The sequence below is a fragment of the Inhella proteolytica genome (genome assembly GCF_016093275.1).
GTDB lineage: Bacteria > Pseudomonadota > Gammaproteobacteria > Burkholderiales > Burkholderiaceae_C > Inhella > Inhella proteolytica.
This window is the reverse complement of record NZ_JAEDAK010000002.1, coordinates 356,759-380,472: the sequence shown is the minus strand read 5'-3', so window position 1 is coordinate 380,472 and position 23,714 is coordinate 356,759. Positions and strand designations below refer to the sequence as shown.

Sequence of the window (23,714 nt, the reverse complement as noted above, 5' to 3'; positions counted from 1 at the left end):
GGCTTGCCTTACAGCCGGCTGCCGTTCAGCTCGATCGACTTCACTTCCAGCGTCTGGGTGCTGTCCGGCGTGGTATTGAGCGTGCGCACCGGGATGCCGTGGCCGACCAGGATCCAGCTCTTCGTCACCAGATTGGGCATGCTCGGGTCGACCTCCTTGTAGCGGCAGGTGTCATAGCTGCGACCCTGAACCGTCACGGTCTCGCGCGCTTCGTAGGTGTAGACGGAGGTGCTGTTGACGGTGTTGGTGGTGGGCGGCTGGCTCATGCCGCCCATGGTGGTGCTGCTGGTGACGCGCGAGGTGCTGGTCTTGGTGAGCGACTGGCCCGGGCGCAGGGTGAACTCGGTATTGAGTTCGGGTGGCGTCATGACGACGCGCAGGCTCTGCTTCATCAGCGTGCCACCCATCTGGATCTCGTTCTCCGATTCATCACCGAGGCTGCGGATCAGGCCGCCTTCGGCCACTTGCTCATAGCTCACGCCCTCCATCTTGTTGGTGCTGGTCTGGCCCTCCGCGGTGAAGCTGCCGTTGACCAGGCTGCGCACCTTGATGGCGCTCTGGCCTTCGAAGCTGCCACTGCCCTCGACGCGCAGGTCCAGCGTGTACTCGCCATTGCTGGCGCCCTCGCCGGTGCCGGAGATCACATAGTTGGCCAGCAGGCGGCGGCCGCTGACGAGCGTTTGCGCCGCCGGCGCCGTGCACTCGTTCAGGCTGCCCTGCGGGCCGGTGTTGCCGCACTGGCTGGGGTAGACGCTGCAGCGGTCCGCCTGCACCTGGGCCGCGAACGCGCTGGCCATGCCGAAGCCTTGCAACTGGCCGCCCGTGAAGGGCCCCAGGCCGTAGACCTGGCCGTCGCTGGCCAGGCCCAGGAAGTTGCCGTTGGCGTAGGCGCGCACCTGGAAATGCAGGCCCTCATGGTCCAGATCGAAGTTCTGCGCGCCGGTCTTGGGGAACAAGGAGGGGCCGTACTTGAATTCGGCCCAGTCGAACAACTGGGTGGCGCTGACGTCGCTGCTGGCGGCGGCCACGGCCGTGGCGCGGCGCTGCGGGCCGGCGGCCTGGGCCACAAAGGCCTTGACTTCGGCCGGCGCCGTGCTGGGGCTGGGGTCGCCGCCGCCGCAGGCGGTCAGCAGCAGGGCCAGGGAGAGGGCGGTGAGAGAGAGTTGGCGCATGACAGGTCGGGGTTTGAGGGCTCGTCCCAGGGCGGTTTGAAGTCCTGGATTCCAGGTCCGTAACCCTAGGGAAGACCCGAGTCCCTGTCATGGTCCATTCGGGCCATGTCGGAGCGGTCAGCGGCCCATCAAACGCACGGCGGCCCTTGGGCCGCCGTGTCCTTGGTCATGCTGTGCCCGGGTTCAGCGGCGTGCCATGCCGGGCACCTGGTACTTGCTGACCAGCGACGCCAGCTTGGCCGCCTGCTCCTTCAGGCTCTCGGCAGCCGCCGCGCCTTGCTCCACGAGCGCGGCGTTGGACTGCGACATCTGGTCCAGCTCCGTCATCGAGCCGGCCACGCCCCCCAGGTGCTGACTCTGCTCCGAGCTGGAGGCCGAGATCTCACCGATCACGTCGCTGACCCGCCCGACGCTGGCGACGATCTCCTGCATCGTGGCACCGGCGTCCTGTACCAGCTTGCTGCCATGCTCGACGCGCTCCACGCTGGAGCCGATCAGGCTCTTGATCTCCTTGGCCGCCTCGGCCGAGCGGCTGGCGAGCGAACGCACCTCGCTGGCCACCACGGCAAAGCCGCGGCCCTGTTCGCCGGCACGCGCGGCCTCCACCGCGGCGTTCAGCGCCAGGATGTTGGTCTGGAAGGCGATGCCATCGATGACGCCGATGATGTCGGCGATCTTGCGCGAGCTGGTGGTGATCTCTTCCATCGTCTGCACCACCTGGCCCACCACCGTGCCGCCCCGCTGGGCCACGCCCGCAGCGCTTTGCGCCAGCTGATTGGCGGTGGCGGCGCTCTCGGCCGTGTGACGCACCGCGCTGCCCAGCTCGGTCAGCGCGCTGCTGGTGCGCTGCACATGGGCGGCGGTGTGCTCGGTCCGCTGGCTCAAATCCATATTGCCGTGCGCGATCTCGCTGGACGCGGTGCGCACGCTGTCGGCGCCGTCGCGTGCCTGCGTCACCATCTCCACCAGCTCCAGGCGCATGTCCTCCACCGCGTGCTGCAGGGTGCCGAGCTCATCGCTGCGGTCCTGCGCCACACCCTCGGTCAGGTCGCCCTCGGCGATGCGCTTGGCCAGCCGCGTCAGGCGCCCCAGGGGGTTGGTGATGGTGCGCACCAGGTGCAGGGTGCTGAAGGCCATGATCAGGCAGATCGCCACCACGATGCCGGTGACCGCATAGACCGACTTCAGGCGCGCCGCACCGATGGCGTTGCGCAGCTCTTCAGCTCCGGCCTGCTGGAACTTGTGCAAATCCTGGATGGCCTGTGGGCCGCCCGCATCGGCACTGCCCTTGTCGGCCTGGGCCTTGTAGTCGTTCCAGCCCTGCTCGGCGGCGGCCAGGGCCTGGCGCTCGGCCGGGGTGGCGGCCAGTTTGGCGAGTTCCTGTTGCAGCGCCTGGATGCGCGCCAGCGTGGCCTCGCGCTGGCCCTGCAGCTTGGACTTCTGCTCGTCCGGCACGGCCTGCAGGGCCTGGCTCTGCGCGGCGTAGAGCTGGGCCTGGTGGTGCCAGCTCAGCGAATCTTCCAGCTTCGCCGTCTGGGCCACCTGCTGCAGCCGGGACTCTTCCAGCAGATGGACTGTGCGGGTAATCAGGCCGATGGCCGAAGCGCCCGTGACCACGCACAGCACGATCACCGGCGTCCACATCTGCCAGGCCAGGGAACGACTCTTCTTCAGCATCGGATGGTCTCCTGAGGATGACGGGATCCTCGCATCGCGCCGCCGGCTGTGCGGGCCCGTGTGGTGGCGATTGTTCACGCTGGTAGGCTGCGCGCCCATGAGCTTTCTTGCCATCGACATCGGCAATACGCGCCTCAAGTGGGCGCGCTTTGACGGCGCGCAGCCCGGAGCCACGTTGCTGGAGCACGGCGCGGTCTTCCTTGAGCACATCGAGGACCTGGCCGAGCGGGAGTGGTCAACGCTGCCGGCACCGCAGCAGATGCTGGGCGCGAATGTGGCGGGCGATGCAGTGCGCCGGCGCGTGGAAGAGCAACTCGAATGCTGGGATCTGGCGCCGCGCTGGGTCGTGCCCTCATCCCATGAGGCTGGCGTGCACAACGGCTACGACCACCCCACGCGCCTGGGTGCCGACCGCTGGGTGGCCCTGGTGGGCGCGCGCAGCCAGGTGCTGCGCCGCGGCCTGCAGAAGCCCTGTCTGGTGGTGATGGTGGGCACGGCGGTGACGGTGGATGCCCTCGACCTCGAGGGCAACTTCCTGGGCGGCCTGATCCTGCCCGGTCACGGCATCATGCTGCGCGCTCTGGAAGGCGGCACCGCCGGCCTGCGCGTCCCCACCGGCGAAGTGCGCGAGTTCCCCACCAACACCTCAGACGCCCTGACCAGCGGCGGCAACTACGCCATCACGGGCGCCATCGAGCGCATGCACCGCCACCTGCTGCAGCGCACCGGCATCCCGCCGCTGACGCTGATGACGGGCGGCGCTGCCTGGAAAGTGGCGCCGGCCCTGGACATTGAGCACGAGCTGGTGGATGGCTTGCTATTCGATGGCCTGCTGGCGCTGGAGGCAGATAACCAAACCCGCCGTGCGGCGACCGCGTCTTCTGCCTGACCGGAGGATCCATCGCTCAGGCCTTCAGGACCCGGATTGGGTCGGTGCGGGCGGCGGGGTGGGTAGGGTTGTTGGGGGAACGGCGCCAGATGCGGGGCATGGGTTTTCGGCGCGTGTCTCGCTCCTTCGCTGCGCGCGCAGGCTGCTCAACTCGGCACGCAGCGCGCGCAGTTCGGTGTGCAGTTCGCGCAGGATGTCTCGCTCAACCTGGCGCTCGGTGGTCTCAACCCAGACCGATGCGATGCCGGCGGTGACCAGCGACAGCGCGGCATAGCCCAGCAGCACCACGAAGATGGAGAAGATCTTGGAGGCAGGCGTGGTGGGCACGATGTCGCCGTAGCCCACGGTGGCTGCTGTGGTGAATGCCAGCCATAGACCGTCTCCGAGGGTGACGGCACGAGGCTCCAGCAGCCAGAAGCCGATGCCACAAGCCCCGAGCACGGCCACCGACAAGGCCAGCACATGGCGCAAACTGCCTCGTGTGATCCAGGGTCGCACGATCGAGATCATCTGTGCCAAGCTGAGCCCTGCCACGGCTAGGCGCAGGGGCAGCGCGGCGGCCATGTCCACGCTGGGCGGCAAGCCCGAGCTGACCAGCAGGCCCAGCACCAGCAAGGCGTCCAGACCGCGCCGACGCAAATAGCCCCATCGATGCGCATGAAGCTGCGCAAGCTTCACCTGCGCCACCACCAGAGCAATGGCTGCTGCCAGGTACACCAGGCGCCCCAGCAGATGCGGGTAGGTCTCCAACAGCTCTATGTAGAAAGCCGGAATGGTGGCCAGCAGTGCAGCCAGCTCGGTCAATTGCCAGCGCGCTTGCAGATGCAGCGCGCTGGCGGGCGAGTTGAAAGAGGCCATGAGGCAAGCCTAGGGTGACGGGGGGCACCCGGGCTTGATCGGGATCAGAGGATGAAGCGGCTGAGGTCTTCGTTCTGCGCCAGTTCGCCCAGGCGTTGCTGTACCAGCTCAGCGTCGATGCGCAGGGTCTGCCCTCCACGGTTCGGGGCGTCGAAGCTGGCTTCCTCAAGCAGGCGCTCCAACACCGTGGCCAGGCGTCGTGCGCCGATGTTCTCGGTGCGCTCGTTGACCTCGTAGGCGATGCGTGCGACGCGCTGGATCGCCTCGGGCGCAAAGTCCAGCGTCAGGCCCTCGGTGGCCAGCAAGGCCTGGTACTGCTTGATCAGGCTGGCATGCGTGCTGGTCAGGATGGCCTCGAAGTCGGTCACGCTGAGGGACTGCAGCTCGACGCGGATCGGGAACCGGCCCTGCAACTCGGGGATCAGGTCGCTGGGCTTGGCCAGGTGGAAGGCGCCGCTGGCGATGAAGAGGATGTGGTCGGTCTTGACCATGCCGTACTTGGTGCTGACCGTGGTGCCCTCGACCAGGGGCAGCAGGTCGCGCTGCACGCCCTGGCGGCTGACGTCCGCGCCGCTCACGTCGGAGCGCGAGGCCACCTTGTCGATCTCGTCGATGAAGACGATGCCGTTCTGCTCGGTCTTGTGCAGTGCGGCCTGCTTGATCTCGTCCTCGTTGACGAGCTTGCCGGCTTCCTCGTCGACCAGGGCGGCCAGCGCTTCCTTGATCTTGAGCTTGCGGGTCTTCTTCTTGCCCGCCGCCATTTGGCCGAAAAGGCCCTTGAGCTGCTCGGCCATCTCCTCCATGCCCTGCGGGCCGAGGATCTCCATGGCCGGGCCGCGTTCGGCCAGGTCGAGCTCGATCTCCTTGTCGTCCAGCGCGCCCTCGCGCAGGCGCTTGCGCATCACTTGGCGGGCGGTGTTGTCGGACTTCGGCGTCTCCTCGCCAAAGCCCATGCCGCTGGCGCGCGGCGGCGGCACCAGCACGTCGAGGATGCGCTCCTCGGCGGCGTCCTCGGCCTGCGTGCGCTTGAGCTTGACCTGAGCCTCGCGCTCCTGCTTGACGGCGATCTCGATCAGGTCGCGGATGATTGTGTCGACGTCCTTTCCGACATAGCCGACCTCGGTGAACTTGGTGGCCTCGACCTTGATGAAGGGCGCATCGGCCAGCTTGGCCAGGCGGCGCGCGATCTCGGTCTTGCCCACGCCGGTGGGGCCGATCATCAGGATGTTCTTCGGCGCGATCTCATTGCGCAGACTGCCCTCGACCTGTTGGCGGCGCCAGCGGTTGCGCAGCGCGATGGCGACGGCACGCTTGGCCTGGGCCTGGCCGACCACATGGCGGTCCAGCTCGGAGACGATCTCCTGGGGGGTCATCGAACTCATGTCAGGACTTCAATCGTGTGCGATTGATTGGTGTAGATGCAGAGGTCGCCGGCAATCACCAGCGACTGCTTGACGATGTCGGGCGCGCTCAGCTCCGAATGGCGCAGCAGGCCGATGGCGGCGGCCTGGGCATAGGCGCCGCCGCTGCCGATCGCCACCACGCCTTCTTCCGGCTCCAGCACGTCGCCGTTGCCGGTGATGATCAGGCTGTGCTCGCGGTCGGCCACGGCCAGCATGGCCTCCAGGCGGCGCAGCACGCGGTCGGTGCGCCAGTCCTTGGTCAGCTCCACCGCGGCGCGGATCAGATGGCCCTGGTGCTTTTCCAGCTTGGCTTCGAAGCGCTCGAACAGCGTGAAGGCGTCGGCGGTGGCACCAGCAAAGCCGGCCAGCACCTGCTCGCGGTAGAGCTTGCGCACCTTGCGTGCCGTGCCCTTGACGACGATGTTGCCCAGCGTCACCTGGCCGTCGCCGCCGAGCGCGACGACGCCATTGCGGCGCACCGAAAGAATCGTCGTTCCGTGGAAGACGGGGGTGTCACTCATGGGATGTTTAGGCTTGAGTTGCCAGAGAGAGATTAGCGCGTGACGGGGCCGACCCGGCGAAGGGCCGTTCCCGAGCCGGGTCAGCCCCCTGGGGGATGGCGCAGGGCCTGGGCCATCCAGGCCACAGGGCCGGAGACTGGGGGCCTTATGCGACGCGGACCTTGATGCGCGCGTGCTCGTTGATGCCCATGGCACCGAAGAACAGGGCCACCAGGCGGTGCGCATCGGTGAACACCACGCTGCGGTTCTCGCTGCGCTGGTTCAGCACCCAGTTCAGCAGGTCGCCGGCGGCGATGAAGTCCAGCCGCACCAGCTTCGGGCAGGCCACCTGCACCTGCACGGCCGCACCGATCTGCGCGCTCATGGTCTTCAGCACCTCGGTGATGTCGCCGACCAGCTGACCGGACATCTCCAGATGGGCTACGTTGCCGCCTTCCTCGGTCTCCATGGTGGAGTCCAGGAAGGCCAGGCCGCCGGCGCCGGAAATATTGGTGCTCGGCCCCTGGGTGGACAGGCTGCCGTTGGTGACGCGCACTTTGCAGCGAGCCGGATCCCAGGAGGGCGGGGACACCTCGTAGGTCACGCAGTAGTCGATCGCCGCCTCGTCGAACTGGTCCGGTCGGTTGACGACGCGCAGCGCCTCCAGGCGCAGCATCCACCAGCCGGTGTCGGTGTCGCGTTCACCCACCGGCGTGGCTTCACGCAGCAGTTCAAGCAAACGGTCGCCGCCGATCCAGCGCATCTCGGTGGCCTGCTTGGCCCAGGCGCGCAGCAAATCGGTCAGGGGCTCGCGCGCCTCGGCCTCGACGCGCTGCAGCTCCGACCAATCGAGCACCCAGGGCAGGGGGGCGGTGTCGCAGCGCTTCTTCAGCAGGGTCAGCGCATCCAGATCGAAGGCGCCGGCCGCTGCCCAGGTCACGCCGGTCGGCTTGATGCCGCTGGCCGGTGCCGCTGCCGCGCGCTCGGCCTTGCGGCTTTCGGCCACCAGCTTCGGAATCGAGAACCATTGCGGCGGCGACAGGCCGAACAGGTGCACGTAATCCAGCGCCAGCGCCTCGAAGGGCGGCTGCTGGCCGGTGGCGCGGTAGAAGTCAAAACGCACCAGCCAGGTGTCGGCATGCAGATTGCGGGGGCCGCCGGCCTGCGTCAGCTCGGTCAGCGCGCGCTCGCAGGTCTCGTTGTCGCCATTGGCGAAGGCGATCACCGCCTCGTCGAGTTCCGGGTCGTGGCCGAGTTCCTCCTGCTTGGCGGGAGGCTGGGCATCCAGTACCAGATCGAAGGTCGGCTCCGGCAGCGCGGCAGGCGCCACGTCGGTCGCGGCGCCGAAGGTCAGGTCCATCTCCAGCGGCGGCAGCGTGGGCAGGGCGCTGGGCGCGGCATCGCTGGGCGGCGGCAGGCCACGGCCCATCACGGCCGCCGATGGGGCCGGCGCCGCCACCGGTTCGCCCGGCCCCGGCGTGGGCAGGGTGGGGGCGAAGTGGGCGGCGCGGGTGGTCGAGTCGAAATCGCCCGCGGGTGCAACCTGCAGCGAGGGGCGCGGCGCCATCGAGGGACGGAAGCCCTCCTTGACCATCTGCTGCTCGATCTGGTTGATCTTGTCGCGCACCGCCTCGACGTCGTCGCGGTTGGCCTCGCCTAGGGGCTTGTCGGCGTCGCTGATGACGGAGTTGTTCTGCGCGCCAGCGGCGGCCAGTTGCTCGGGCGTCAGCCCCTCACGACGCAGGCGGCGCAGCATGTCGAACTCGCGCTTGCGCACGAAGTCATTGCGGCGCTTGCGCTCGATCATGGCCTTCAGTTCGGCCTTGGCGAGCTCGCTCTCAGGGTCGTCTTGACGCGAGTTGATCTCCTTCCAATCCGTGGTCGGATTGGCGACAAAGCGCGCCACCTTGCGCAGGAAGCTTTCCGATTGCTTGGGATCGTCGGCCATGCGCGCCTTGTCGGATCTGGGACCTCAGTCCCCGAACATCTTCTGTTTCATTTCGCGGCGCTGCTGGGCTTCCAGCGACAGCGTCGCGGTCGGGCGGGCGATCAGCCGGCCCAGGCCGATGGGTTCACCCGTCTCGTCGCAGTAGCCGTATTCGCCGCTGTCCAGGCGCGCAATCGACTGCATGATCTTCTTCAGCAGCTTGCGCTCGCGGTCGCGCGTGCGCAGTTCCAGCGCATGCTCTTCCTCGATGGTGGCGCGGTCGGCGGGGTCGGGCACGATGGTGGTGTCCTCACGCAGATGCTCGGTGGTTTCACCGGCATTGGAGAGGATGCTGTCACGCAAGGCCTGCAGCTTGCTGCGGAAAAACGCCAGCTGCTGGTCGTTCATGTACTCGCTGTCAGGCATGGCGAGCACTTCGGCATCGGTCAGCTCGTGACCGGGCTTGTTGCGCCAAGCCTCATTGCCGCCCGCCTTGGCCGCCGGCTTGGCCGGGGCCTTGGCGGCTGGGCTCGCTGCGGGTTTGGGGGTCAGGGTCTTGCTCACCTATTTACTCCTCACAGGGCCAGTGCCCTGCTGATTTATACGGCCCAAAGTGACGATCCTGGGACAGCCTGGGGCGTTTTGGGCGCGGGATTGTAGTCAGCGCACTGCCCCAGATTTACCCTCAAACCAAGCAGCCTTCCAGGCCTTGTTCCAGCACCTCGCGGGGCAGGTCGATGCCGATGAAGACCATCTTGCTGACCCGCTTTTCGCCGGCGGCCCACTTCGGCCCCAGATCCGAGCCCATCAGCTGGTGCACGCCCTGGAAGATCACCTTGCGTTCGCTGCCCTTCATGTTCAGCACGCCCTTGTAGCGCAGCATCTTCGGACCATACACCTGGACGATGGCGCCGAGGAAGTCTTCCAGCTTGGCCGGGTTGAACGCGCGCTCGGCCCGGTAGACGAAGCTCTTGACGTCGTCGTCATGGTGGTGATGGTGCGGGTGGTCGCAGTGTTCACCGTGCTCATGGTGGTGGTCGTGCCCACAGTGCTCGCCGTGTTCGTGGTGATGGCCGTGGTCATGGTGGTGATGACCGTGTTCCTCGACCTTCAGGAACTCCGGGTCGATGTCGAGCTTGGCATTGAGGTTGAAGCCGCGCAGGTCGAATACCTCGCTCAGCGGCACCTCGCCGAAGTGCACCTTGCGCTGCGGCGCGCGCGGGTTCATGTGCTTGATGCGGTGCACCAGCGCATCCACGGCCGCCGGCTCGCACAGCTCGCTCTTGCTGATGAAGATCTGATCGGCAAAGCCGACCTGGCGACGCGCCTCCTGGCGGCTGTCGAGCTGCGCGTCGGCGTGCTTGGCGTCCACCAGGGTCAGGATGGCGTCGAGCACGAAGCTCTCGGCGATCTCGTCGTCGATGAAAAAGGTCTGCGCCACCGGGCCGGGGTCGGCCACGCCGGTGGTCTCGATGACGACGCGCTCGAAGTCCAGTTCGCCGGCACGGCGGCGGCGCGCCAGGTCGGCCAGGGTGGAGCGCAGGTCTTCGCGGATCGTGCAGCAGATGCAGCCATTGCTCATCTGGATGATCTGCTCGTTGGTGTCGGCCACCAGGATTTCGTTGTCGATGTTCTCCTCGCCGAACTCGTTCTCGATCACGGCGATCTTCTGGCCGTGCGCCTCGGACAGCACGCGCTTGAGCAGCGTGGTTTTGCCGGCGCCGAGAAAGCCCGTGAGGATGGTGGCGGGGATGGGTTGCGGCTGGTTGGACATGGGGAGGCAGGGGCCGATCGGAAAACAGTCCATTTTGGGGCCAGACCTCTGGTTTCAAGTGCGTCATGGCCATCCGCTATCCTTGCCGCCCCCTGTTTGTGCGGGGCCTTGAGCCCCGGATCTGATGTCAGACCCTGCGCCGAGTCGGCCGCCCAGCGGCCGGCCGGGTGAGTCCAAGGAGAGCCCGCGCGGCCTGCTGGAGCGTGTGCTCGAGTTCCTCCACCCGGGCCCGGACTCGAAGAAGGAATTGATGGAGACGCTGGCCGAGGCCGAGAGCCGCGAGCTCATCGAGCCCGAGTCGCGTCAGATGCTCGAAGGCGTGCTGCGCATGGCCGAGCTCTCGGCCGGCGACGTGATGGTGGCCGCGCCCCGCATGGATCTGCTCGACATCGATTCCCCCTACGAGGAGCTGCTCGGCAGCGTCATCGGCACCGCGCATTCGCGCTTCCCGGTGTTCGAGGGCACGCGCGACAACATCATCGGCATCCTGCTGGCCAAAGACCTGCTGAAGCTGCAGCGCGCGCCCGAGCTGAACCTGCGCACCCTGCTGCGCCCGCCGGTGTTCGTGCCGGAAAGCAAGGGCCTGAACGAGCTGCTGCGCGACTTCCGCACCAACCGCAACCATCTGGCCATCGTCATCGACGAGTTCGGCAACACCGCCGGCCTGGTGACGATCGAGGACGTGCTGGAGGAGATCGTCGGCGAGATCGAGGACGAGTTCGACGACCGCGAGCGCGAGGGCGATGGCGGCCTCTACACCCTGGCGGATGGCAGCCAGCGCGTGGCGGGTGACACCGCCATCGAGGCCGTCAACACCGCCTTCGGCCTGCAGTTGCCGGAGCGGGACTTCGACACCATCGGCGGCCTGGTGGCGCACGAACACGGTCGCGTGCCGCGGCGCGGCGAGACGGTGGCCCTGGGTGGGCTGCTGTTCCACGTCATGCTGACGCGGGGCGGCGCGGTGCGCTGGTTCAAAGTCACGCGCGCACCGGAAGCTCCGGAGAGCTGATGCGCCTGTTGTGGGGGGGGCTGGCCGCGCTGGCCGCCGGGGTCGTGCACACGGCGTCCTTCGCGCCCTTGCTGGCCTGGCCGCTGCAGATCCTGGCCCTGGGCCTGTTGGCGGCCTTGAGCTGGCGGCAAGGCGTTCGGCAGGCCGCGGGCCTGGGTTTCCTGTTCAGCCTGGGCTGGCTCAGCTCCGGCCTGTGGTGGTTGTTCATCAGCCTGCACGAATTCGGTGGCCTGCACCCTGTGCTGGCGGTGGGCGCGCTGCTGCTGCTAGGGGCCTTCTTGAGCCTGTACAGCGCCGCGGCGCTGGCGCTGTTCGCCTGGCTCAGGCCGCGGCTGCCGGCGGCGGCACCGCTGCTCTGGGCCTGCTGCTGGCTGCTGGGTGAACTGGCCCGGGCGCAGTGGTTGACGGGCTTTCCCTGGATCGCCAGCGGCTATGCCCACACCGTGGGGCCTCTGGCCGGCTGGGCGCCCTGGGCCGGGGTGTATGGCATCGGCTTTGTGGCGGCGCTGGGCGCGGCGGGGCTGGTGCAGGTCTGGCAGACGCGCGCCCCGCGCGGGCTGGCGCTGCTGGCGCTGCCGATGCTGGGCCTGCTGCTGCCGCAGCAGTTCACGCACAGCACTGGCACCCTGAAGGTCGGACTGGTGCAGCCCAATGTGCCGCAGTCGCAGAAGTTCGACGAGGCGCGCATCGCCTCCCAACTGGACGATCTGCTGGCGCAGCTGGAGGCCGGCGAGGGCGATCTGCTGGTCACGCCGGAGTCGGTGCTGCCGCTGCCCTACGACTTCCTGCCCGTCGAGGCCCAGCAGCGGCTGACGCAGCTGTCGGAGCGCCGCCCCCTGCTGATGGGCAGCTTTGTCGGCAATGCGCAGGAGGGTTACGTCAATTCCCTGATCGGGCTGCAGCAGGGCGAGCGGCGCTACGTCTACGGCAAGCGGCATCTGCTGCCCTTTGGCGAGTTCATTCCGCCGGGCTTTGCCTGGTTCGTGCGGGCGCTCAATATCCCAATGGACGACCAGGCCCGCGGCCAGCACCAGCGGCCCTGGGTGGTCGGCGGGCAGCGCGTGCGTCCGCTGATCTGCTACGAGGATCTGTTCGGCGAGGATATCGTCGCCAGCGCAGTGGACGGCCCTGACGCTGCCACCCTGTTCGTCAATGCCAGCAACCTGGCCTGGTTTGGTCGTCACATGGTGCAGGATCAGCACCTGCAGTTCTCGCAGATGCGCGCGCTCGAATTCCAGCGCGCCGTGGTGCGTGCCACCAACACCGGGGCCACGGCCTGGGTGGACCACCAGGGCCGGCTGCGCGAGCAGCTGCTACCGCTCACGCGCGGCTTGCTGGTGGTCGACGTGGAGGGTCGCAGCGGCAGCACGCCGTATGCGCGCTGGCTGCATGCACTCGGCTTGTGGCCGCTGTGGGCCCTGGGCTTGCTGCCCCTGGTCTGGGCGGTGCTGCGGGGCCGGGCTGCGCGGCGCGCTCCCTAGAATCCGCCCCTCTCCGGGCCGCCAGGCGACCCATTCAGCCCCGCCGTCTTTGGATTCCCACCATGCTGAGCTTCCAGCAACTCATTCTTCGCCTGCAGGACTACTGGGCCAACCAAGGCTGTGCGCTGCTGCAGCCCTACGACATGGAAGTGGGCGCCGGCACCAGCCACACCGCCACCTTCCTGCGCGCCCTGGGCCCCGAGCCCTGGAACGCCGCCTACGTGCAACCGAGCCGCCGGCCCAAGGACGGCCGCTACGGCGAGAACCCTAACCGCCTGCAGCACTACTACCAGTTCCAGGTGGTTCTGAAGCCGGCGCCGGCCAACATCCTGGAGCTCTACCTCGGTTCACTGGAAGCGCTGGGCTTCGACCTGAAGAAGAACGACGTGCGCTTCGTTGAGGACGACTGGGAGAACCCCACGCTGGGCTGCTGGGGTCTCGGTTGGGAGGTCTGGCTGAACGGCATGGAGGTGACGCAGTTCACCTACTTCCAGCAGGTCGGCGGCATCGACTGCCGGCCCATCACGGGTGAGATCACCTACGGTCTGGAGCGCCTGGCCATGTACCTGCAGGGCGTGGAATCGGTCTACGACCTGATCTACGTGGAGGCCCAGAACGGCCGCCCGGCCATCCGTTATGGCGACGTGTTCCACCAGAACGAGGTCGAGCAGTCGACCTACAACTTCGAGCACAGCGACGTCGACTTCCTGCTGCAGGCCTTTGCCGCGCATGAGAAGCAGAGCAAGCACCTGATGGAGCAGCACCTGGCGCTGCCGGCCTACGAGCAGCTGCTGAAGTGCGGCCACAGCTTCAACCTGCTGGATGCGCGTGGCGCCATTTCGGTGACCGAGCGCGCCGCCTACATCGGCCGCATCCGCAACCTGGCGCGCGCCGTGGCGCAGAGCTACGTGGACAGCCGCGCGCGCCTCGGGTTCCCGATGGCGCCCAAAGCCTGGGCCGACGAGGTCGTCGCCCAGATCGAAGCCAAGAAACAAAAAGAACAGAAGGCGGCCTGATCGTGAGCACGCATCAAAACCTCCTTGTCGAACTGTTTGTCGAAGAGCTGCCGCCGAAGGCGCTCAAGAAATTGGGCGAATCGTTCGCGCAGCTGATCGAAGCCGCGCTGCGCGCCCAAGGCCTGGTGGGGGCAGGCGCGGTGGCGACCTCGTTCGCCTCGCCGCGCCGTCTCGGTCTGCACCTGACGCAGGTGCTGGAGCAGGCGCCCGAAAAGGCGCAGCGCATCAAGCTGATGCCGGTGGCCGTGGGTTTGGGCGCCGATGGCCAGCCCAGCCCGGCGCTGCTTAAGAAGCTGGCTGCTTCCGGCCTAGCAGCCGACACCTCGCTGGAGCGGGCCCTAGACGGCAAGGCCGAGGCCCTGTTCGCCAACACCGTGCAGCCCGGCGCCAGCCTGGCCCAGGGCCTGCAGCAGGCCTTGGACGAGATGCTCAAGGCCCTGCCCATCCCCAAGGTGATGAGCTACCAGCTCGCCGATGGCTGGAGCAATGTGCACTTCGTGCGCCCGGTGCACAGCCTGATCGCGCTGCACGGCGACACCGTGGTGCCTGTGAGCCTGCTTGGCCTGCAGTCCGGCCGCCACACGCAAGGCCACCGCTTCGAGGCCGCCGAGTCGCGCCTGGAGATTGAGCATGCCGACCACTACGCCGAGGCACTGAAGACCCGCGGCGCGGTGATCGCCAGCTTTGCCGAGCGCCGCGCCGAGCTGCAGCGCCAACTGCAAGCCGCCGGTGCCAAGCTCGGGCTCAAGCCCATCGAGGACGAGGCCCTGCTGGACGAGGTGACGGCCCTGGTGGAGCGCCCGAATGTGCTGCATTGCCAGTTTGAGAAGGACTTCCTGGAAGTGCCGCAGGAATGCCTGATCCTGACGATGAAGGCCAATCAGAAGTACTTCCCGCTCTTGGATGCCGCCGGCAGGCTGACCCAGCATTTCCTGGTGGTCAGCAATATCGCGCCGGCGGACGCGAGTGCGGTGATCCAGGGCAACGAGCGCGTGGTGCGCCCGCGCCTGGCGGATGCCAAGTTCTTCTACGACCAGGACCGCAAGAAGAAGCTGGCCGATCGCGTGCCCGGCCTGGCCAAGGTGGTCTACCACGGCAAGCTGGGCAGCCAGGGCGAGCGTGCCGAGCGCGTGCGCGCGATTGCGCATGCCATCGTCAACCAGCTCCGCAGCGCCACCGTGCCCTACACGGTGGAAGCCAAGGACCAGTTCGACGTGCTGGACAGCAAGGTCCAGCAGGCGGCGCTGCTGGCCAAGGCCGACCTGCTGACCGACATGGTGGGCGAGTTCCCCGAGCTGCAGGGGATCATGGGCGGCTACTACGCCCGCCATGAAGGCCTGCGTGACGGCGTGGCCATCGCCATCGAAGACCACTACAAGCCGCGCTTTGCCGGCGACGCGCTGCCGCGCAACCACACCGGCACCGTGCTGGCGCTGGCCGACAAGCTGGAGACCCTGGTGGGCCTGTTCGGCGTGGGCCAACTGCCCAGCGGCGACAAGGACCCGTTCGCGCTGCGCCGCCACGCGCTCGGCGTGATCCGCATCCTGATGGAGAAGAACCTGCCGCTCAGCCTGCCCGCCCTGGTGCAGGCCGGCGTGGCCGCCTTCCCCGAGGGCATGCTGACGCACCCCACCGTGCAGGAAGATCTGCTGCACTTCGCCTACGAGCGCCTGACCGGCACGCTGCGCGAGCAGGGCTATTCGGCGCAGGAGGTGGACGCGGTGATCGCCCTGCGCCCGGCGCAATGGGGCGACATCCCCAAGCGCCTGGCGGCGGTGCGCGCCTTCGCGGCGCTGCCCGAGGCGCCGGCCCTGGCCGCGGCCAACAAGCGCGTCGGCAACATCCTGAAGAAGAGCGAGGAGGCGCCGGTTGCGCTGAACAGCGCGCTGCTGCAGGAAGCCGCCGAACAGCAGCTCGCCGCGGCGCTGCAAGCCGCCACGGCCCAGGCCGACCCGCTGTTCGAGCAGGGCGACTACACCGGTTCGCTGCGCGCCCTGGCGGCGCTCAAGGGCCCTGTCGATGCCTTCTTCGACGGCGTGATGGTGAACGCGGAGGACACCGCCGTACGCGCGAATCGGTTGGCCTTGCTACGGGGTTTGCAGCAGGCTATGAACCGCGTCGCGGAGCTGGCCCGTCTGGCACAGTAAACCGATGCATTCCCACCACCACGCCCATCACCCGATGAAGCTGGTGATCCTCGGCCGCGACGGCACGCTGAACCAGTACCGCGACGACCACGTCAAGTCGCCCGAGGAGCTGCGCCCGCTGCCGGGCGCGCTGGAGGCGGTGGCGCGGCTCAACCACCATGGCTGGCACACCGTGCTGGCGACCAACCAGCCTGGCATCGGCCGCGGCCTGCTGGACATGGGGGCCTTGAATGCCGTGCACCTGCGGCTGAACGAGCTGCTGCAGGCCAGCGGCGGGCGGCTCGATGCCGCCTTCTTCTGCCCGCACACCCCCGAGGAGGGCTGCAGCTGCCGCAAGCCCCTGCCCGGCCTGATCGAGCAGATCGGCGAGCGCTTCGGAGCCGACTTGGCCAGCGTGCACATGGTCGGCGCCTCGCTGCGCGACCTGCAGACGGCGGCGGCGGCGGGCTGCGTGCCCCATCTGCTGCGTGGCGATCGCCTGGCCGGGGTACCGGAGGAGCGGATTGCCGAGATGCTGGACCAGGTGCCGGGCGCCCAGGTGCACCAGGACCTGGCCGCCTTCGCCGATTGGCTGATCCAGTTCGAGCGGCGCGAGCGCGCGGCACGGGGCGAGAAGCTCGAACAAGACACCGAGGCCGGCGCGCTGTGAGTCACCCCTTGATGACGGCGCTGATGGCGCTGCGTTCCGCCTTGTTCTTCGCCTGGGGTGTGCTGACCATCGTGCCCTGGGCCACGGTGGCGGTGCTGATCTCGCCCTTCGTCTCGCCCACGCGCCTGTACTGGTTCTGCTCGGCCTGGGGGCGTGTGCTGCTGTGGGGCCTGCATCACTTTGCAGGCGCGCGCGTGCGCCGGCTGGGCTTTGAGCGCCTGCCGCAGGGCAAGAGGGACGCCGTCATCCTGCTGGCCAAGCACCAGAGCGCGCTGGAGACGCTGGCCCTGTTCGCCTACATGCCGCACCCGCTGGCCTTCGTGTTCAAGAAGGAACTGCTCTACATCCCCTTCTTCGGCTGGGCCCTGGGGCGCATGGACATGGTGCACATCGACCGCAGCCGCCGTGCCGAGGCTTTCAACAAGGTGGCGGCGCAAGGCCGGCGCCTGGCGGCGCAGGGCACCTGGGTCATCATGTTTCCCGAGGGCACGCGCATCCCGCGCGGCGAAACCGGCCAGTACAAGACCGGCGGCACCCGTCTGGCCTGCGACACCGGCCTGTCCGTGCAGCCCGTGGCCTGCGCCACCGCCAAGGTCTGGCCGCCGCGCAGCTTCTTGATCAGTCCGGGCGAGTACGAGCTCTCGGTGGGCCCGGTGCTTGCGCCGCAGGGCCACACGCCCGAAAGCCTGATGGTCGAAGTCAAGCAATGGATCGAGGCCGAGATGCGGCGCCTCGACCCCGCGGCCTATCGCCCGGCGGCGCCCGCTCCGCAGGCCGCCCCCGCGCCGCAACCCTGAAGAGCGCATGAGCGACGACGCGCCCAACCAGCTTCCCTTGTTCGACAGCGCCCCGCGGCGCGAGCCTCTGCTGGCCCCGGCCGCGCAGCCGCGCCAGGGCGGGCCGCATGTGGACCTGGGCGCCCGCCGTCTGCCCTACACGCTGACGCGCTGCCGCCGCCGCTCGATCGGCTTTTCCATCGGCCCCGAGGGCCTGCGCGTGCGCGCGCCGCGCTGGGTCACGGTGGCCGAGATCGAGGGCGTGCTGCGCGAGCGCAGCGAGTGGATCCTGCGCAAGTGGCAGGAATGCGAGCGCCGCGTCGAGCAGTTGGAGGCCCTGCGCGTGCAATGGCGCGATGGCGAGCTGCTGCCCTTTCTGGGCGGTCAGCTGCGCCTGCGCGCGAGCGATGAGCCGGCCCCACGCCGCGCCGCCGTGGCGAGCTGGCAAGAGGCGGCGCTGCCCGGCGAGCCCCCCGAGCTCTGGCTGCGCCTGCCGCCGCTGGCGCAGGAATCCCAGTGGCGCGATGCCGTGCAAGCCTGGTTGCAGCAGCATGCGCGCAGCCATTTCGAGCCGCGGCTGGCGCATTTCGCTGAGCTGCTTCAGGTGCGCGTGGAGAAGCTGCGCCTCTCCAGCGCCCAGGGGCGTTGGGGCAGCGCGAACAGCCGCGGCGTCATCAGCCTGAACTGGCGGCTGATCCATTTCAGCCCGGCGGTGATCGATTACGTCATCGCCCACGAGGTGGCGCATTTGCGCGAGATGAACCACAGCCCGCGCTTCTGGAACCTGGTGGCCGAACTGCTGCCCGGCTTCGAAAGTCCGCGCGCCGAACTCAAGCGCGCTCAGTTGCCGCCGCTGTAAAGCGTTCACCGTGGCGCGGTCGGCTCCTCCTGATTGAGGAGGACGACTTGTATCTTGATGTTAAGTCTCTGTCTTCATTGGGGAATTCGCCTCCTTCTTCCGACTTCCCCCTTTTGGGGGGCTGGCCGGGCCAGTGGCGCGGCAACACACTGCGCGCCATCGCTGTCATCCAGGCGATCCCACAGGGAGAGAAGACGAACCGCCGCCGCACCTGCAAAGGTCGGCGGCGGATTCGCTTTCAGGGCACGCTGAAGCGCCAGATGGCGTCCGCGCCCTGCGTGCGCCGAGCCTCACCCTGTAGCCAGAGATGGTTCAGGTGGGCGATTGCCTCGCCCATCGCGAAAGTGGTCTGGTGCAGGTCGAGCTTGCGCGGGAACAGCACGGGCAGCACCTCGGCGGCACTGCGTGGGCCCTGCGCCAACGCGGCGCGCAGCTCGGCCAGGCGTTCGCGATGGTGTTCCTGCAACTGCCCGATGCGGCGCTGCAGCCCGCGGAACGGGCGGCCGTGCGCGGGCAGCACCAGAGTGGAGTCGGGCAAATCAGCCAGGCGGGCCAGCGAATCGAGGTAGAGCTTGAGCGGATCCGCCTCTGGCTCGACATCCACCACCGAGACATTGGTGGAGATGCGCGGCAGCACCATGTCGCCGGCGATCAGCAGCCCCTCTGCGGGTGCGCTGAAGCACAGGTGCTCGGGCGAATGGCCCTGGCCGGCGCGCGCCTGCCAGCGGCCGGCGCCGATCTGCAGCCACTCGCCGTCCAGCAGGCGCCGGTAGGCTGGTGGCACGGCTGGCACCAGGCTGGGGTAGTAATTGGCACGGCCGCGGATCTTGGCCTGGGCTTCCTCGTCCACCAGGCCATGGCTGGCAAAGAAGTCGGCCGCGGCGCTGCCGCCCATGCCCACGGTGGAAGCGCTGGCCAGGCGGGCCACCTGGTAGTCGGTGGCGCTCATCCACAGGCGCGCGCCCAGCCGCTCGCACAGCCAGGCGGCGTTGCCCATGTGGTCCGGATGGAAGTGGGTGACGATGACGCGCCGCACCGGTGTGCCGGCCAGCGGGCCCTGCTCCAGCACCTGCAGCCAGGCGCTGCGTGTGGCTTCGTCGGCAATGCCGCAGTCCACGATCGCCCAGCCCGGGCCCTGGGCCGGATCGTCGTCACGCAACAGCCACAGATTGATGTGGTCCAGCGCAAAGGGCAGGCGCATGCGCAGCCACAGCAGGCCGGGCTGGATCTCGACCGTGCGGCCCGGTTCGGGCAGGGTGTCGCCGAACGGAAAGTCCAGCGCGGCTTCTTGGGCGTTGGCCATACAGGGTGCACTTGTTACCGATCGGGCACGATAGCCGACGCGGAATCTGTAACGCAGTTACAAATTCGGCGGCCTGAGCGTGAGCTCTTTCTCATAGAGGCGAGCCCCCAGGAATGTGCCGGGATTACCCCAGCATGACAAAAGGTGTCGATCCGTACACTGCGCCGCCCATGACCGGAGTGGCGGGCTTTCACGCCCACTGGCTGGCCGTTGAGGAGATTTCCCCCATGTTCCTGCGCACATCCATTCGGGCGACCACGCTGGTGTCGCTCCTTTCGTTGAGCCTGGGCGTCCTGGCGCAGAGCGGCGATGCCGGTCTGAGCGACCAGGAGCGGGCCAAGCGCGACGCTGGCAAGGTTTTCAACTTCATCAAGTTCCACGCCGTGCGTGCGGCCAAACCGGCAGACAAGCCGGCCGAGAAGCCTGCCGACAAGCCCGTGGAGACCCGTGCAGCGGTGGCGGCGGCGCCCGTGGCGCGGCGGGCCAGCGATGCCCAGGTGGCCACGCTGGACGCGGCACGCGCGGCTGAGCCGGCGCCGGCCCAGGGCCTGGGCGCACCGACCCATCAGGCGGCGGCGCCCGCAGCGACGGCAGCCCAGTCCGCCACGCTGGCGAGCCCGATCGCCCAGAGCGAACCCAACCCACTGGCGGCGCCCGCGCAGGGTGCCGGCGCCGCCGTGTTGCCCGTCGCGGCCCTGGTGACGACGCCCAACCAGCCGGCGCCCTCGGTGACGCCGCCGCCGGCCGAGCCCGAGCCCGAAGAGGAGGTCGCGCTGCAACTGCTCGAGTACGTCGAGCCCGAGCTGCCGCGTGCCAACAACGTCAACACGGTGACGGGCGGCAAGGTCACGGTGCGGTTCGAGGTGGGCACGGATGGCAAGGTCGTCAGCGCGGTGCCGCGCGAGGGCGCGCCGCGTCGCCTAGCTCAGGCGGCGGCCCGGGCGGTGCAACAGTGGCGCTTTGCCCCGCTCAATGCGGCGCGTGAGGCCGAGGTCGACATCGTGTTCAAGCTCGATTGAGCGTGACGCATTGCCGTGAACAAGGGATGGGGGGCGAAGGCGTGCAGTATTCGCCTTGTCGCCCCGGGAAGGCGCCTCTATCGTCGCGCCTTCCTTCAGTTTGAGGAGTTCGGGATGGCGTGGGGCGGTACGAAGCGTGGGCTGTGTGTGATGGTGGCTGCGGCCTTGGCTGGCGGCGCCTGGGCGCAGTCGGACGGCAAGATCAGCGACACGGATCGCGCCAAGCGCGATGCTGAGAAGGTCTTCAGCTTCATCAAGTTCCACACCGTCAAGCCGGCCGCCGCTGCGGCGCCGGCCAAGCCCGCTCCCGCGGCCGCCAAGCCTGCCGCGGCACCGGCGCCACGCCCCAGTTCGGGCGGCAGCCAGGTGGCCAACGCCACGCCGGCTTCCAGTGCGAGCGGGGCGTCCGAACCCGTCGTCACCCGCAGTCTGGAGCCGGCAGCGCCGCCGCCGCACACCAGCACCCAGCCGGTGGCCGCACCCGTCAACACCCTGCCGCCGGCAGCCAGCGTGCCGCCCACGGCCACGCCGGAACCGGAGCCCGAAGCCGAGGCCGAAGAGGTTCCGCTGAAACTGGAGCAGTACGTCGCCCCCGAAATGACGCGTCAGGTGCTTGAGGCCATCGGTGGACGTGACCATGTGGTGCCGGTGCGCTTCACGGTTGAGCCCAATGGGGTGGTCAGCAAGGCCGAGGCGCGCGAAGGCGGGAACCGCCGCCTGGGCCAGGCTGCGGCGCGCGCCGTGCAGCAATGGCGCTTCGGCCCGCTGCCTGAGCGCCGCGTGGTCGACGTGGAACTGCTGTTCCGCGCGAACAGCGAATAAGCCCTCAGGCGCGGCGCAGCCGCAGCGCGTTGCCGAGCACCATCAGGCTGCTGGCCGCCATGGCGGCGCTGGCACCCATCGGGTGCAGCTGACCGGCCATGGCCAGCGGCAGCATCAGGGCATTGAAGCCAAAGGCCCACACCAGGTTCTGACGAATGGCCCGCAGGGTGCGGCGCGCCAGGCGCAGGCCCTCGGGGATGCGCCGCAGGTCGTCGTGCAGCAGGGTCAGCGTGGCGGCTTGGGCGGCCACCTCGGTGCCGCGCCCGCCCGCCCCCATGGCAATGCCGACATCGGCGGCGGCCAGCGCCGGCGCGTCGTTGATGCCATCGCCCACCATCGCCACGCGTTCGCCGCGCGCCTTCCAGGCGTGGATGGCGCCCAGCTTGTCCTGCGGCAGCAGGCCCCCGTGCACATCGTCCTCGTTCTGGAAGCCGAGTTGCTGGGCCACCGCCTGGGCGGCCTCGGGGCGGTCGCCGGACAGCAGGCTGCAGCGCAGGCCCTGCTCACGCAGCGCCTGCAGGGCGGCGGCCGCTTCCGCCCGCGGGCGGTCGCCAAAGCTCAGCAGGCCGAGCAGTTGGGCGGCGGGCGGGCCGCTGGCCAGCCAGCTGATGCTGTGGCCCCGCGCCGCCTGCTGCTGGGCGCTCGCTTCCCAGGCGCCAGTGGCCAGGCCCAACTCGGCCATGTAGCGGCTGGAACCCAGATGCAGCTGCAATTCGCCCAGGCGCCCTGTCAGGCCCAAGCCGGCCAGGCTGCGCACCTCGGTGGCGACGGGCGTGGGCAGCTCGCCCTGCGCCTGCACCAGGGCCTTGGCTAGCGGGTGCTCGCTGCCCTGGGCCAAGGCGGCTGCCAGGGCCTGCACCTGCAGGCGGTTGGCGTCGGCCAGCGGTTCAATGCCCACCAGCTCGGGCTGGCCGCGCGTCAAGGTGCCGGTCTTGTCGAACACGATGCGGTCGATCGTGGCCAGCTGCTCCAGCGCGGCGGCGTCACGCACCAGCAGCCCGCGCCGCGCGGCGCGGCCGATGCCCACCACCACGGCGGTGGGCGTGGCCAGGCCGAGCGCACAGGGGCAGGCCACCACCAGCACCGAGACCGCGGCCACCAGGCCCTGGCCCCAGCGCCCGGTCAGCGTCCACACCAGCAGCGTGCCCAGCGCCAGCAGCAGCACGGCCGGCACGAAGCGCGCAGCCACGCGGTCGGCCAAACGCTGGATGGGCGCCTTGCTGGCCTGGGCCGATTCGACCAGGCGTACCAGCTGCGCGAGGCTGGAGGCGGCGGCGGTCTGGGTGGCGCGCAGCTCGATCACGCCGTCCAGGTTCAGTGCGCCGGCGCGCAGGTGGTCGCCGGGTTGCTTGGCCAGGGGCAGGGGTTCGCCGCTCAGGTGCGCCTCGTCCACATGGGTGCGGCCTTCGCTCAGGCGGCCATCGCAGGGGATGCGGGCGCCGGGGCGTACGCGCACGCGGTCGCCGGGCTTGAGCTCGGCCAGCGGCTCCAGGCGCCAGGCGCCGTCGCGCCAGAGCTCGACCTGAGCCGGCGCGAGCTCCTGCAGCCCGCGCAGCGCGCTGCCGGTGGCGCGCTTGGCACGCGCCTCCAGCCAGCGTCCCAGCAGCACGAAGCTGAGGATGGAAGCACCCGATTCGAAGAACAGCTCCATCGGCCCGGCGCCACGCCACAGCAGCCACAGGCTCAGGCCCAGGGCGGCGCTGGAGCCCAGGGCGATCAGCAGGTCCATGCCGGGGCTGCGGGCGCGCAGCCCGGCCCAGGCGGCCTTGTAGAAGCGGCGCCCGGGGCCGAACTGCACGGCGGCGGCCAACAGGGCCTGCACCGCGCCCGGCAGCATCAGATGCAGGCCGAAGGGCATGGCGAGCATGGGCGCGAGCAGAGGCAGGGTGAGGGCCCAGGCCAGCAGCAGGTCGCGGCGCAGCGCGGCCTGCTCGGCCGCCAGGATGCCGCCGGGGTCGCTTTGGGTCTGCAAGGCCGCGGCGAAGCCGGCCGCACGGGCCGCCTGCAGCAGCGCGGCGGGCTGCGTGCTGGGCAGGGCCTGCAAGGCCACGCTGGCCGCGCCCAGATTGACCTGCACCAGCACCACGCCGGGCACGCGCGCCAGGGCCTCGTGGGCGCGCAGCGCATCGGCGGCATCGTGTAGGCCCTGAAGGTGCAGGGTGGCCTGCGTGAGCGGCACGTCGTAGCCGGCCTTGCGCACGGCGGCCATCAGGGCCACAGCGCTCCAGCCGGGTTCGAGCTGCAGCTGCGCGCGGTTCTCGGTCAGCAGCACCTCGGCCTTGCGCACGCCGGGCACGCCGGCCAGGGTCTTTTCCACGCGCGCCACGCAGGCGGCGCAATGCATGCCGCTGATGGGCAGGGCCAGATCGACGGAGGGCAGGGCAGACATGGCGGGGCAGTGTAGGCAGCGCCGCTGCCGCCCAAGCGCGGAAC

20 protein-coding genes are annotated in these 23,714 nt (G+C 69.1%); 10 read left to right on the top strand and 10 right to left on the bottom strand.

Annotated elements, in window-relative coordinates; all coding sequences use genetic code 11:
* Positions 1 to 8: 8 nt before the first annotated feature.
* Both I7X39_RS04335 and I7X39_RS04330 read right to left on the bottom strand, forming a co-directional pair.
* On the bottom strand, positions 9 to 1,172 hold the full coding sequence (locus tag I7X39_RS04335; RefSeq protein ID WP_198109734.1) for a hypothetical protein: 1,164 nt from the start codon (positions 1,170 to 1,172) through the stop codon (positions 9 to 11).
* 183 nt (positions 1,173 to 1,355) lie between these two features.
* Positions 1,356 to 2,849, bottom strand: coding sequence for a methyl-accepting chemotaxis protein (locus I7X39_RS04330; RefSeq protein ID WP_198109733.1), 1,494 nt, complete (start codon positions 2,847 to 2,849; stop codon positions 1,356 to 1,358).
* 97 nt (positions 2,850 to 2,946) lie between these two features.
* Between I7X39_RS04330 and I7X39_RS04325 the strand changes: the two genes are divergently transcribed.
* Entirely contained in the window at positions 2,947 to 3,738 is a 792-nt protein-coding gene (locus I7X39_RS04325) for a type III pantothenate kinase (RefSeq protein WP_198109732.1), read from the top strand.
* Positions 3,739 to 3,762: 24 nt separating this feature from the next.
* Here I7X39_RS04325 and I7X39_RS23070 read toward each other — a convergent pair whose 3' ends face one another.
* The 6 genes from I7X39_RS23070 to I7X39_RS04295 form a co-directional block, all read right to left on the bottom strand.
* Complete coding sequence (locus I7X39_RS23070; protein WP_232351697.1) at positions 3,763 to 4,596, bottom strand: potassium channel family protein; 834 nt, start codon at positions 4,594 to 4,596, stop codon at positions 3,763 to 3,765.
* Between the two features lie 44 nt (positions 4,597 to 4,640).
* A complete protein-coding gene (gene hslU, locus I7X39_RS04315; RefSeq protein ID WP_198109731.1) occupies positions 4,641 to 5,978 on the bottom strand; it encodes an ATP-dependent protease ATPase subunit HslU in 1,338 nt (445 codons plus the stop codon).
* Positions 5,975 to 6,520 (bottom strand): ATP-dependent protease subunit HslV, encoded by a 546-nt coding sequence (hslV, locus tag I7X39_RS04310; protein ID WP_198109730.1) that lies wholly within the window; start codon positions 6,518 to 6,520, stop codon positions 5,975 to 5,977. Before hslV ends, hslU begins: the two co-directional genes overlap by 4 nt.
* A 145-nt stretch (positions 6,521 to 6,665) precedes the next feature.
* A complete protein-coding gene (locus I7X39_RS04305) occupies positions 6,666 to 8,447 on the bottom strand; it encodes a hypothetical protein (protein WP_198109729.1) in 1,782 nt (593 codons plus the stop codon).
* A 24-nt stretch (positions 8,448 to 8,471) separates the two neighbouring features.
* Positions 8,472 to 8,990 (bottom strand): RNA polymerase-binding protein DksA, encoded by a 519-nt coding sequence (dksA, locus tag I7X39_RS04300; RefSeq protein ID WP_310739852.1) that lies wholly within the window; start codon positions 8,988 to 8,990, stop codon positions 8,472 to 8,474.
* A 121-nt stretch (positions 8,991 to 9,111) separates the two neighbouring features.
* A complete protein-coding gene (locus I7X39_RS04295) occupies positions 9,112 to 10,200 on the bottom strand; it encodes a CobW family GTP-binding protein (protein WP_198109728.1) in 1,089 nt (362 codons plus the stop codon).
* A gap of 124 nt (positions 10,201 to 10,324) precedes the next feature.
* On the opposite strand from I7X39_RS04295, the gene I7X39_RS04290 reads away from it, so the two are divergent.
* From I7X39_RS04290 to I7X39_RS04260, 7 genes are all read left to right on the top strand, one after another.
* On the top strand, positions 10,325 to 11,209 hold the full coding sequence (locus tag I7X39_RS04290; RefSeq protein WP_198109727.1) for a CorC family transporter: 885 nt from the start codon (positions 10,325 to 10,327) through the stop codon (positions 11,207 to 11,209).
* Complete coding sequence (gene lnt / locus I7X39_RS04285) at positions 11,209 to 12,690, top strand: apolipoprotein N-acyltransferase (RefSeq protein ID WP_198109726.1); 1,482 nt, start codon at positions 11,209 to 11,211, stop codon at positions 12,688 to 12,690. The genes I7X39_RS04290 and lnt overlap by 1 nt, the downstream gene beginning before the upstream one ends.
* A gap of 62 nt (positions 12,691 to 12,752) precedes the next feature.
* The gene (glyQ, locus tag I7X39_RS04280; RefSeq protein WP_198109725.1) at positions 12,753 to 13,706 is read left to right on the top strand and encodes a glycine--tRNA ligase subunit alpha; all 954 of its coding nucleotides are present in this window, start codon (positions 12,753 to 12,755) and stop codon (positions 13,704 to 13,706) included.
* Between the two features lie 2 nt (positions 13,707 to 13,708).
* The gene (glyS, locus tag I7X39_RS04275) at positions 13,709 to 15,853 is read left to right on the top strand and encodes a glycine--tRNA ligase subunit beta (protein ID WP_198109724.1); all 2,145 of its coding nucleotides are present in this window, start codon (positions 13,709 to 13,711) and stop codon (positions 15,851 to 15,853) included.
* Between the two features lie 34 nt (positions 15,854 to 15,887).
* On the top strand, positions 15,888 to 16,502 hold the full coding sequence (gene gmhB, locus I7X39_RS04270; RefSeq protein ID WP_198109723.1) for a D-glycero-beta-D-manno-heptose 1,7-bisphosphate 7-phosphatase: 615 nt from the start codon (positions 15,888 to 15,890) through the stop codon (positions 16,500 to 16,502).
* Positions 16,499 to 17,299 (top strand): lysophospholipid acyltransferase family protein, encoded by an 801-nt coding sequence (locus I7X39_RS04265; protein ID WP_310739851.1) that lies wholly within the window; start codon positions 16,499 to 16,501, stop codon positions 17,297 to 17,299. The genes gmhB and I7X39_RS04265 overlap by 4 nt, the downstream gene beginning before the upstream one ends.
* Positions 17,300 to 17,306: 7 nt before the next feature.
* Complete coding sequence (locus tag I7X39_RS04260; protein ID WP_198109722.1) at positions 17,307 to 18,137, top strand: M48 family metallopeptidase; 831 nt, start codon at positions 17,307 to 17,309, stop codon at positions 18,135 to 18,137.
* A gap of 238 nt (positions 18,138 to 18,375) precedes the next feature.
* Here I7X39_RS04260 and I7X39_RS04255 read toward each other — a convergent pair whose 3' ends face one another.
* Positions 18,376 to 19,440, bottom strand: a complete 1,065-nt coding sequence (locus I7X39_RS04255; RefSeq protein ID WP_198109721.1) for an MBL fold metallo-hydrolase — start codon at positions 19,438 to 19,440, stop codon at positions 18,376 to 18,378.
* Positions 19,441 to 19,667: 227 nt separating this feature from the next.
* Between I7X39_RS04255 and I7X39_RS04250 the strand changes: the two genes are divergently transcribed.
* Positions 19,668 to 20,459, top strand: coding sequence for a TonB family protein (locus tag I7X39_RS04250; RefSeq protein WP_198109720.1), 792 nt, complete (start codon positions 19,668 to 19,670; stop codon positions 20,457 to 20,459).
* A gap of 114 nt (positions 20,460 to 20,573) precedes the next feature.
* Positions 20,574 to 21,281 (top strand): TonB family protein, encoded by a 708-nt coding sequence (locus I7X39_RS04245; protein WP_198109719.1) that lies wholly within the window; start codon positions 20,574 to 20,576, stop codon positions 21,279 to 21,281.
* A gap of 4 nt (positions 21,282 to 21,285) precedes the next feature.
* On the opposite strand, the gene I7X39_RS04240 is transcribed toward I7X39_RS04245, so the two are convergent.
* Positions 21,286 to 23,670 carry a heavy metal translocating P-type ATPase gene (locus I7X39_RS04240; RefSeq protein ID WP_198109718.1) on the bottom strand — a complete coding sequence of 795 codons (2,385 nt, stop codon included), beginning with the start codon at positions 23,668 to 23,670 and terminating at the stop codon, positions 21,286 to 21,288.
* Positions 23,671 to 23,714: the final 44 nt, after the last annotated feature.